General features: G+C 61.4%; 7 protein-coding genes. All 7 read left to right on the forward strand.

The window, feature by feature from the left end:
• Positions 1-34: 34 nt before the first annotated feature.
• The 7 genes from ABEB25_RS23315 (at position 35) to ABEB25_RS23345 (ending at position 9,641) form a co-directional block, all read left to right on the forward strand.
• A complete protein-coding gene (locus tag ABEB25_RS23315) occupies positions 35-1,348 on the forward strand; it encodes a DUF1501 domain-containing protein (RefSeq protein ID WP_345738866.1) in 1,314 nt (437 codons plus the stop codon).
• A 654-nt stretch (positions 1,349-2,002) separates the two neighbouring features.
• Positions 2,003-3,073, forward strand: a complete 1,071-nt coding sequence (locus tag ABEB25_RS23320; RefSeq protein ID WP_345738867.1) for a Gfo/Idh/MocA family protein — start codon at positions 2,003-2,005, stop codon at positions 3,071-3,073.
• 33 nt (positions 3,074-3,106) lie between these two features.
• Positions 3,107-3,901 (forward strand): acyl-ACP--UDP-N-acetylglucosamine O-acyltransferase, encoded by a 795-nt coding sequence (gene lpxA, locus ABEB25_RS23325; RefSeq protein WP_345738868.1) that lies wholly within the window; start codon positions 3,107-3,109, stop codon positions 3,899-3,901.
• A 132-nt stretch (positions 3,902-4,033) separates the two neighbouring features.
• Complete coding sequence (locus tag ABEB25_RS23330; RefSeq protein WP_345738869.1) at positions 4,034-6,481, forward strand: LPS-assembly protein LptD; 2,448 nt, start codon at positions 4,034-4,036, stop codon at positions 6,479-6,481.
• Positions 6,482-6,606: 125 nt separating this feature from the next.
• Positions 6,607-7,923: a UDP-glucose dehydrogenase family protein gene (locus tag ABEB25_RS23335; RefSeq protein WP_345738870.1), complete on the forward strand. Its 1,317-nt coding sequence runs from the start codon at positions 6,607-6,609 to the stop codon at positions 7,921-7,923.
• A 51-nt stretch (positions 7,924-7,974) separates the two neighbouring features.
• On the forward strand, positions 7,975-9,237 hold the full coding sequence (gene rsmB, locus ABEB25_RS23340) for a 16S rRNA (cytosine(967)-C(5))-methyltransferase RsmB (RefSeq protein WP_345738872.1): 1,263 nt from the start codon (positions 7,975-7,977) through the stop codon (positions 9,235-9,237).
• Positions 9,234-9,641: an RNA-binding S4 domain-containing protein gene (locus ABEB25_RS23345; protein ID WP_345738871.1), complete on the forward strand. Its 408-nt coding sequence runs from the start codon at positions 9,234-9,236 to the stop codon at positions 9,639-9,641. Before rsmB ends, ABEB25_RS23345 begins: the two co-directional genes overlap by 4 nt.
• Positions 9,642-10,847: the final 1,206 nt, after the last annotated feature.

A 10,847-nucleotide genomic window follows, 5' to 3' on the forward strand; every position in this document is an offset into this window, starting at 1 on the left:
AGCCTCTTCAGCCACCCTTTAGCCGCCTACCCGTATGCGCCAAGAACTCACCCAAAAACTCCTCCGCTCCGGTGAAATCAGCCGCCGCGACTTCGCTGCCAAGACCGCCTCCTCCCTCCTCGGGGTGGGCCTCCTGGGCAGCTACATGAACGGCAAGTCCTACGGAGCTTTTGAAAACTCCTCGAAGCTGAAGCAGGTGGCCACGGCGAAAAACGTGATCTACCTCTACATGTCCGGCGGCCAGAGCCACATGGACACCTGGGATCCGAAGGAAGGCGTGGAAACCGCCGGGCCGACGAAGCCGATCAAGACCAGTGCCGACGGGGTGCGCATCTCCGAATACCTGCCGCTGAGCGCCCAGCAGATGCACCACGCTTGCGTCATCAACAGCCTCACCTCCACCCAGGGCGCGCATGAGCAGGGGAACTACATGATGCACACCAGCTATGACCTGCGTGGCACCATCCGCCACCCGGCCATGGGCGCGTGGCTGAACGTCTTCCAGGGCGGCGGCAACAGCACCCTGCCTAACTTCGTTTTCATCGGCAACGACAGCCGCCACCCCGGCTCCGGCTTTTTCCCTGCCCAGTTCAGCCCGCTTTACGTCAACAATCCTGAGAACGGCCTCAAGAACGTCAAGCTGCAGCCCGGCCTCACCGAGGACCGCTTTGTGAAGCGCATGAACCTGGCCGATGAACTGGACCAGGACTTCCGCAGCACCTTCCAGCACCGCAATGTGAAGGCGTATAGCGACATGTATGACAATGCCATGTCCATGATGAAGTCCGAAGACCTGAAAGCCTTCGACCTCACCGAGGAGCCTGAGGACCTGCGCAAGGCCTATGGCAAAGAAGCCTTTGGCCAGGGCTGCCTGCTGGCCCGCCGTCTGGTGGAGCGCGGCGTGCGCTTCGTGGAGGTGAGCCTGGGCGGCTGGGACACCCATGCGGCCAACTTCGTGCGCGTGCCTGAACTCTGCGACACCCTGGACAAGGGCCTCGCCACCCTGCTGCAGGATCTCAATGCCCGGGGCCTGCTGAAGGACACCCTGGTGGTCCTGACCTCCGAATTCGGCCGCACGCCGGACATCAACCAGAACGTCGGCCGCGACCACTATCCGAAAGCCTTCTCTGCCGTGCTGGCAGGGGGCGGCATCGCCGGGGGCATGACCTATGGCAAAACCGACAAGGAAGGCCGCGAAGTGGCCGAGAACAAGGTGCAGATCGCCGATTTCAACGCCACCATCGCCTATGCGCTGGGCCTGCCGCTGGATCAGGTGATTTACAGCCCCAGCAAGCGCCCCTTCACGATTGCTGACAAAGGACAGCCCATCACCAGCGTCTTTGCCTAAAAGTCTTTTTTCAGGATGCCCTGTGTTAGAAGCCAATCCCAAAAGGATTGGCTTTTTTCTTGCTTTAACGCCTTCTCCACAGCCGCTGTGAAGAAACTGTTGTCAACCGAGCTTTTTCGGCTTTTTCCCGCTACCGCTTTTGGCCGCAAAAGTTACCAAAAAATAATGTTGGTTAGACTGAAATGTTGGCACGGTTCTCGATATTGCATTTTGCCTGAAATGAAACTTTGGGTTTACAGCCTGCATTTCGAAGCGGGGGCGAAGAGGCCATTTTGCCTCCGGGGAGATACTACACAGGGGTTAATAGGTCTTTGGGGAATGGTGTGTAAGTCGTTGATGATGAATGGATTGAGTGCTTGTGATGTCTTTAGTGAGGTCTAAAGGCGGTGGAAAAGCGGGAAACTGCATCGGTGACGGATTCGTTTCGTTCCTCTATGGCGAAATGCCTGTTCCACGCCTGATAGCAGGCTGAAAAGACGCTTAAATCCTATTCATTCAGGGGGTGATTGAGGCGGGGTGAAAAAACGGGGGTTTTAGCTGTTGTTTGTGGATTGTGAATAAGCTGTGAATTGATGGGATTAACAGCGCCTGGTTTTGGGGAAAAGTGGGCGGTTGCTCTTGGGGCAATTCTCCCCAGATTGTTCACACTCAACCATGAAACGCTGGCGCATCGCAGGGATTAATTTTGAACATTTTCACATGGGCGACCTGCTGCGGCAGTCGTTCGGGCACCCCTCGGCGGAGATCGTGGGCATCTGCGATGAGCAGCCGGAGCGAATGACGGAGGCGGCGGCGAATTTCGGGCTGGGGGCGGATCAGGTCTTCACAGACTACCGTGCCTGCCTGGAGGCGACGAAGCCGGACATCGTGGTGCTGTGCCCGGCGGCTTCCCGGCACGGGGAGTGGGTGGCCAAGGTGGCCCCCTATGGGGTGCACATTTTGATGGAGAAGCCCTTTGCAGCCTCGCTGGCAGAGGCGGATGCGATGGTGGCGGCGATGCAGCCGACGGGGAAGGTGCTGGCGGTGAACTGGCCGCTGGTATGGGATGCGGGGCAGCAGACGGCGCATCGGCTGATCCAGGAAGGGCTGATCGGCGAGGTGCGGGAATTCCATCATCATGGGGGCAACCGGGGGCCGCTGTGCCATGGGGCGGACAAGGCGGAGCACGAGCCGACGGCGGAGGAAAAGGCGGCGAGCTGGTTTTACAGTCGGGAGCAGGGTGGGGGATCGCTGCTGGACTACATGGGCTACGGGGCCACGCTGGGGACCTGGCATCTGGGCAGCCAGGTGCCGCAGGAGGTGACCTGCACCTGGGACCACCCGAACGGGCTGGAGGTGGATGAGCACAGCGTGACGGTGATCCGCTACGCCAAGGGGCTGAGCAAGACGGAGACCCGCTGGGGGACTTTCACGGATCCCTGGACGCACCAGCCGCAGCCGAAGTGCGGTTTTATCCTGCGGGGGTCTGCGGGCACGATCTCCTGCTACGACTATGAGAAGACGCTGTGGGTGCAGACCCGGGCGCGGCCAGAGGGGTATGCGGTGCCGGTGGATGTGATCTCCGCGCCGAACCGGAACCCGATTGAGCACCTGATCCATTCCCTGGAGACGGGGGCCCCGTTGATCGGGCCGCTGACGCTGGAGGTGAGCCGCATCGGCCAGCAGATCGTGGACACGGCGTATCAAAGTGCGCAGCAAAAGCGCACACTGCCTCTGCTGGGTTGATTCCTGGATGACCTTCTGCCATTGCTACGCCCAATGATCCACCCGACCGCCCTGATCCATCCTTCTGCCCAAATTGATCCGACTGCGGAGATTGGCCCTTATGTGATTGTGGATGGCCCGGCAAAGATCGCGGCGGGCTGCCGGATCGAGGCCCAGGCCCAGATCGTCGGGCATGTGGAAATGGGGGCAGGCACGGTGATCGGCCGGGCGGCGATCATTGGCGGAGATCCCCAGGACCTGGGATTCAAGCCGGAGACAGAGTCGGGGGTGATCCTCGGTGCAGGCAATGTTCTGCGCGAGCATGTGACAGTGCACCGGGCGAGCAAGGCGGGGGCTTTCACCCGCATGGGCGATGGCAATTTTCTCATGGCCGGGGCGCATCTGGCGCATGATGTGGTGATGGGGGACAAAAACATCCTGGCCAATGCCTGCCTGCTGGCGGGGCACATCACGGTGGGCAGCCATACTTTCATCGGGGGGGGGGCGGTGTTCCACCAGTTCATGCGCATCGGCGATTACTGCGTGGTGCAGGGCAATGGCGGGTTTGGCAAGGACATCCCGCACTACTGCGCGGCGCACCGGATCAACCGGCTGATGGGGCTGAACGTCATCGGTCTGCGCAGGCAGGGCTTCAGCAAGGAGCAGCGGGCGGAGATCAAGGAACTGTTCAAAATGCTGTTCGTCTCGGGGCTGAATCTGTCCCAGGCGGTGGCGGTGGCTCGTGGGCGGGAATGGACCCCGGCGGCGCAGCGGCTGCTGGATTTTGTCGCCACGCCGAGCAAGCGTGGGATCTGCGCGGTGCGTGCGGGTGGTGGCAGTGAAGAATGATTCTGCCGGGTGGGATTTTTCCCCTGCTTTTTCTTGTCACCCTTGGGGCGGTGGCCTATTGAATGCTCCTGCCGGGTCTGACTCTTCCGTTTTTTGTTGTTCCTGGCTGTTTCTCCCAATCTCTCTGGCATCATGACATTCTCCCGACTGTGCGTCGTTCTCGGCTTTGCAGCTCTGATGGTCGCCCCTGGCTTGCGCGCCCAGGCTGTGCTCGACTCTCTGACGAGCAACCTTAACATTGAGGGTCTGGACACGACCTACGACCCGGAGACGGGACTGGCGACTGCGAAAGGCGATGTACGCATCAGCTACACGGATGTGGAGATCCGCTGCGGCACGGCGAGCTACAATGCGACCACGGGCGAAATCATTGCCCGCGACGGCGTGGTGATCTGGAAGGCGGGCACGACCTACCGGGGTGAAAACATCATTTACAATGCGAACTCCGGCGAACTGAGCGGGGATGGGGTGCGCAGCTCCATGCCCATGGAGATGGGGACGTTCTTTTACGAGACGGACAAGTTTGAGACAGAGACGAAGCTGATCCAGAAGCTGGAAGGCGGCGACACCTACTTCACCACGCATGACGTGCAGAACCCGAACTTCCGCCTGCGGGCGCGCAAGATCACCATCTATCCTGGCGACCGCGTGGTGATGCGGAATGTGACGGTGATCGCCGGAGATACGCCAATCTTTTACTTTCCCTTCATCTCCCAGCCGCTGGCGGAGGAAGTGGGCTACCGTTTCACACCGGGCTTTCAGAGCCGCTGGGGTGGATTCCTCCTGGCGCAGTATGGGGTGATCCACGGGGACCACACGTTGGCGAAGTATCGTCTGGATCTGCGTTCCTCCCGTGGTGTGGGTGTGGGGGCTGATTTCCTGTCCCTGCGGCACAAGGACAACCGCAAGAACTTCGGCAACCTGAAGCTGTATTACCTGCGTGATTCTGACCCGACCAACAACCGCACGGGCGAGGAACGCGGTCCGGTGGGTGAAGATCGTTACCGCATCAATTTCCAGCACCGCATCTACCTGCCTGGGCCGGAGAAGAGCACCTGGTACCTGGACTTTGACATCAACAAGGTCTCGGATGCGCATTTCTATGAAGACTTCTTCTTCAATGACTTCCGTGAAACACCCGAGCCGGAAAACCAGGTCTCGCTGGTGCACACGGACCCAGCCTATGTGGCGACGCTGATGGCGCGCTTCCAGGCGAATGACTTTTACTCGGTGGGCACGCGCCTGCCGGAATTGGCGATTGACTGGACCCGCCGCCAGCTTTGGCATACCGGGATTTATCACCAGGGGACTTTCAGCGCGGGCATCCTGAAGGATGAGCTGGGCGATGAACAGGAGGAGGATTTCAGCAAACTGATCCGTGACGGTCGTGTGGAACTCACCGGTGGTGCGGCTTTGGATCCGGACAGCCGCCGTCGCTATCAGTCCTTTCTGGGACTTGACCCGAGTGGTGGCCTGAGTGCGGCAGATCTGAGCCGGGGTATTGACCTCTTCTCCGCCGTGCTGGAAGGTGCCGGGTATGCACGCGTGCACACTTACCAGGAGTTGCTCTATCCGAAGACGTTCCTCGGCTGGTTGAATGTGACTCCGCGCATTGGCGGTGGGTTGACCCACTATTCCGACATTGAGGGGGACGCGTATTCGAATCTTTCCGACGCCACGCGGACGATCTTCCATGCGGGATTGGATGTGTCGTTCAAGCTGAGCAAAACGTGGAGTGATTTCCAGAAGCCTGAGTGGGGCCTGAATGGGTTGCGCCACGTGCTACAGCCGTATGTGAACCTGTCTTACCTGGATGTGGGAGATTCCCAGATGGAAGGCCTCCAACTGGTGGATCGGCTGTCGCCGACGACGCGCCCGCGTTCGATTGATGTGCCGCTGTTTACCGCTGTGGACAGTCTGGAATCCTGGAACATCGCCCGAATCGGGATGCGCAACCTGTTGCAGACCAAGCGTGACTACACGACCACGAACAACGGCAATTTCTACACGGCCTCCAGCGAGGAGACGCAGACCTACACCTGGGCTGGGCTGAACACCTATGTGGACCTTTTCATGAAGGATCCTGAGTTCGATCGCAGCCTGTCGAACCTTTACAATGAGCTGTTCTGGCGTCCGGTGCCGTGGCTCAATTTCTGGATGGATGCGCAGATCCCGCTGGAAAGCGGTCGCGGTAGCTTCACCGAACTGAACCAGGGCGTGACCTTCATGCCAGCGCGGAACATGCAGTTGACGCTGGGCCACCAGTATGTGAGCGACAGCCCCTACTTTGCGGATTCCAGCCTGGTGTTCTCCCGCATCTACACCCGCCTGACGGATAACTGGGGCTTCTCCATGAACCACATCTTTGAAATGGATGACGGCACGATGGAGTTCCAGAGCTACAGCGTGACGCGCGATCTTTCGAGCTGGGTGGCCTCCGTGGGGGCGATGGTGCGCGATAACCGCGATGGCCTGTCTGACTTCGGCGTGCTGTTCTCGCTGACGCTGAAGGATTTCCCGCAGTTGAGCATCCCGCTGGACATCGACCCGAATCCTTCGGGCCGTGGCGGCAACCAGTAGCGCAGTTTGACCTTGAGAGTGAAGGCCCCAAGGGCACAGTGTGCGGAGCCGTCAGGGCTGGAAGCGCGGTTTCGGGGCCCTGGGGCTGCTGGCTGCGGCCTCTGCGACGACTCCCACCTTTACACATGAAGCTTACCATCATCGGTTCCGGTTACGTCGGACTTACCACAGGGGCCTGCTTTGCCGAAGCGGGGCACCACGTGGTGTGTGTGGACAATGACGAGGCGAAGGTGGCCTCGCTGCTGGCCGGTGAGATCCCGATCTTTGAGCCGGGGCTGGAGGCGCTGGTGAAGAAGAACGTCTCGGCCAAGCGGCTGCGCTTTACCTCCTCGACGGAAGAAGGGGTGGACCATGGCGAGGTGCTTTTCATCGCGGTGCCGACTCCGCCGCAGGCGGATGGCAGTGTGGACCTGAGCTTCATGGAGAAGGTGGCGCGTGAGATCGCGCAGTATCTGACGAGCTACCGGGTGATCGTGGACAAAAGCACGGTGCCGGTGAAGACGGGGGAGCGGGTGGCGCACACCATCCGCCGCCATGCGAAGCCGGGCGTGGAATTCGATGTGGTGAGCAATCCGGAATTCCTGCGTGAGGGCAGTGCGGTGGCGGACCTGATGAAGCCGGACCGGATCGTCATCGGCGGTAACAGTGACCGTGCGCTGGCGCTGATGCAGAAGATCTATGAGCCTTTCATGGCCCCGGTGCTGGTGACGGACATCAACAGTGCGGAGCTGATCAAGCATGCGGCGAACAGCTTCCTGGCGCTGAAGATCAGCTACATCAATGCGCTGGCGGAGATCTGCGAGATCAGCGGGGCGGATGTGCTGAAGGTGGCGGAGGGCATCGGTGCGGATAAACGCATCGGCCGCAGCTTCCTGAATGCGGGCCTGGGCTATGGTGGGTCCTGCTTTCCGAAAGACATCGCGGCCTTCATCGCGATCAGCGAGCAACTGGGCCTGCCCTTCAATTTGCTGAAGGAGGTGCAGAGCATCAATAACCGGCAGATCGACCGGTTTCTGGATGCCATCCGCGAGGCGCTATGGGTGCTGAAGGACAAAAAGATCGCCGTGTGGGGGCTGAGCTTCAAGCCGAACACGGACGATGTGCGCTGCTCTGTCGCGATGACGCTGGTGGAGCGGCTGGTGGCTGAAGGGGCAGTGGTGAGTGCGTATGATCCGAAGGCGATGGACAAGGCGCGCGAGCTGCCGGTGGCCGCCCAGATCCGCCTGACTGAGAGCGCGCTGGAGGCGGCGAAAGAGGCCGAGGTGCTGATCATCGCCACGGAGTGGCCCGAGTTTGCCTCGGTGGATCTGGCCGCGCTGCGCGAGACGATGCACACGCCTTTGATTTTTGACGGACGCAATCTGCTGGACCCTGCGGCAGTGCGTGATTTCGGCTTTCAGTATCGCGGCATCGGCCGGGGTGTGGTGGCTGAGCGCGGCTAGAACGCCGTTTTTGTCCCGTTGATGTGACTGATTTTTTTCCCTTCTGAATCCCTGAAAACCACCCATTCATCCTCCCCTTCGACCAGCGTTCGCAACCATGCGCTGGATGTCCTGACCGATTGGCAAAAATCTGGCCGGTTTGCCACTGAGCTCCTCGATGAGCGTGTGCGCCGTGCCGTGCTTTCGCCGCCGAATGCGGCCTTTCTGCATGACATTGTTTTCACCACGCTGAGGAACCTGAGCCTGCTGGATTTCTGGGCGGACCAGATGACGGAGGGCAAGCACCTGGACCACCGCACGCGGTGGCTGCTGCGCATCGGCCTGTGCCAGCTTTTGCTGCTGGGCGTGCCTTCGCATGCGGCGGTGAATGAGACGGTGGCTGCGGCGGGCCGATCCGGCGCGCTGGTGAATGCGGTGCTGCGGCGTGCGGGCCGTGAGGAGGCGAAGCTGCATGCGATGGTGGAGGGGCTGCCGCTGGCGGTGCGCTACTCCCACCCGGAATTCATGGTGCGCCGCTGGATCAAGATCATGGGCAAGGCCAAGGCGGAGGCGCTGTGCCAGTGGAACCAGGAGCCGCCCCACACCTATGTGCGGCTGAATGCGCTGAATGAGGAGGCGGCTGAACGCCTGGCGAAGATGCCGGAGCTGACGGACGTGGGCGAAGGCTTTTACCAATGTGAAACGGCGCCGCGTGAGGCCCTGAAGCACGGGCTTTGCTATGCGCAGGACCCGAGCACGGCGCATGCCCCGCGCATGCTTTCGCCAAAGCCGGGGGAGATGGTGCTGGATGCGTGCGCGGCCCCGGGTGGCAAGACGGCGCTGCTGGCGGAGATCATGTGCAATGAGGGTCGCATCTTTGCCTGCGACTCTTCCCCGATCCGCCTGACGCGGCTGCGTGAGAACCTGACGCGGCTGAAGGTGCGCATCGCGCAGGTGCATACGTTTGATCTTTTGGGCGATGCGCCGCCGCCGTTTGGCGATGTGCTGTTTGACCGCATCCTGCTGGATGTGCCTTGCTCGAACTCCGGGGTGATGCGGCGCCGCATCGATGTGCGGTGGCGTTTGCAGGAGGAGGAATTCGCGGTGCTGGCGGAGACGCAGCGGCGGATTGTGGAGTCGGCCCTGCGGTTTTTGAAGCCGGGCGGTTCGCTGGTTTACAGCACGTGCAGCATTGATCCGGAGGAGAACCAGGGGGTGATCAAAGCCATCCTGGAGGCGCATCCGGAGCTGGAAATGATCGAGAGTCGGCTGAGTTTCCCGCCGAAGGAGCAGACGGACGGTGCCTTTGCGGCGCGACTGGTGAAGAAGGCATGAGTGAGGCGGCACAGACCCAGCGGGCGGACAAGTGGCTGCACCATGTGCGCCTCTTTAAGACGCGCAGCCTGGCGACGGCGGCCTGTGCGAAGGGGAATGTGACGGTGGATGGGCAGCCGGTGAAGCCGGCGCGGGATTTGCGTGCGGGGGATGTGCTGGAGGTGGTGCGCGGGGACCTGCGACTGCGGGTGCAGGTGCTGGCCTTTGCGCCCCGGCGGCTGAGTGCGCCGCAGGTGGCGGAGTTTTACGAGAACCAGACGCCGCTGGAGTGGATCCAGAAGGCGGCGGAACTGCGCCGACAGAAGTCGCTGGAGACGCCGCCGGAGCACGAGATGCTGACGAAACCGAATAAGCAGCAGATGCGGCAACTGCGCGAGTGGCACGAGCAGAATCACTCGATGTGAGGGGGGCGGGGGGATCGGGGAGTTTTGGACAGGATTGCAGGATTCACAGGAGGGGAGCTTTGAAAAGGTCTGCGGCCCGCGATGGCCCAGCCCAAGGAGCGGGACTTGCCAAGTCCCGTGGTTTGGGAATTGCCGATGGGGTGGATGAGGATGCGTCCTTTGGATGCTGCATCCGTTGTTAGGCCAGGTGATTGCTCTATCTTTTGCCCAATCTCTTTTTGCCATTCTTTGGGGAGACGTGGCGTGAGATGTGCGGAGGTTCAAAGGCCGGGACTTGGCAAGTCCCGCTCCTTGGGGGTGTTTGGGGCGGACGGGGATCGGGGGTGGAGGAATGGGGGCTTTTTTACAGGATTAACAGGAAGTGTGGCAAGGGGGTGGACGACCGGGTTTTAGATGGAGCGCACGCGTCTCGCGTGCTGTGTTCGGCGTCTCGCCGAAGACCGTGAACCGAGGTGGCTGCTGCGGGGTGCCTGACATGAGCTGCGGGGTGGGAGAACGGTTTCCCGCGAGACGCGTGAAACGGCAGGCGGGACGCCCGCGCTCCAGGGCGAACGGAGGCGTGAGACCTTTTCGAAAGCGCCAGAGGACTGGCGCAGTCCAGGACGCTTCGCGGCGGTGTGGCTGCGCCCGCCAGGGCGTGGGGGTTGGGGAAGCTCGAGGTGTGGAGAGCTTTCGAGGCGGGCCACCCGCTGGCGCGGGCAGCTACGAATGAGAATGAGCTTTCGAAAAGGCCTGGGGTCACGAGAGGGCCAGCCCCAGGAGCGGGACTTGCCAAGTCCCGTGGTTTGGGGGGGCGTATGGCCGTAGGATGTTGGGTGAAGGGTGGGGTTGCTTCGCCTAACAAGAAGGGTGTTTATTTGGGGTTCATTTTTCACCCCCTGTCTTTTGGCCATTTTCGGTGGCGTGAGGGGGCGGACGGAAGGAGTCAGGGACGCTGCGCGTCCGGTGGGTTTAGGATGCGGGCAAGTGCGAAGCCGCGAAGCGAATCTCCGCGTTCCTCTCGGGGGCGGTGGGGAGGTTCGGGGATGATGGGGGCGGACGGGGGATTCCGGCGTCCTTTCAGGACGCGACCTTGATTGGCATCGTTGGTTAGGTTGGGGGATCCGGTGGTTCTCGGTGGCTGCGCCCCCTTCACCACCGGCTACGTTCCGGGCTCCCTCCGGGAGCGAAGGCTGGGGGCGGGGTGTGAGGGTGTGAGGAGGTTCA

Origin of the sequence: Prosthecobacter algae (assembly GCF_039542385.1) — a bacterium.
In the GTDB taxonomy this organism is placed as follows: domain Bacteria; phylum Verrucomicrobiota; class Verrucomicrobiia; order Verrucomicrobiales; family Verrucomicrobiaceae; genus Prosthecobacter; species Prosthecobacter algae.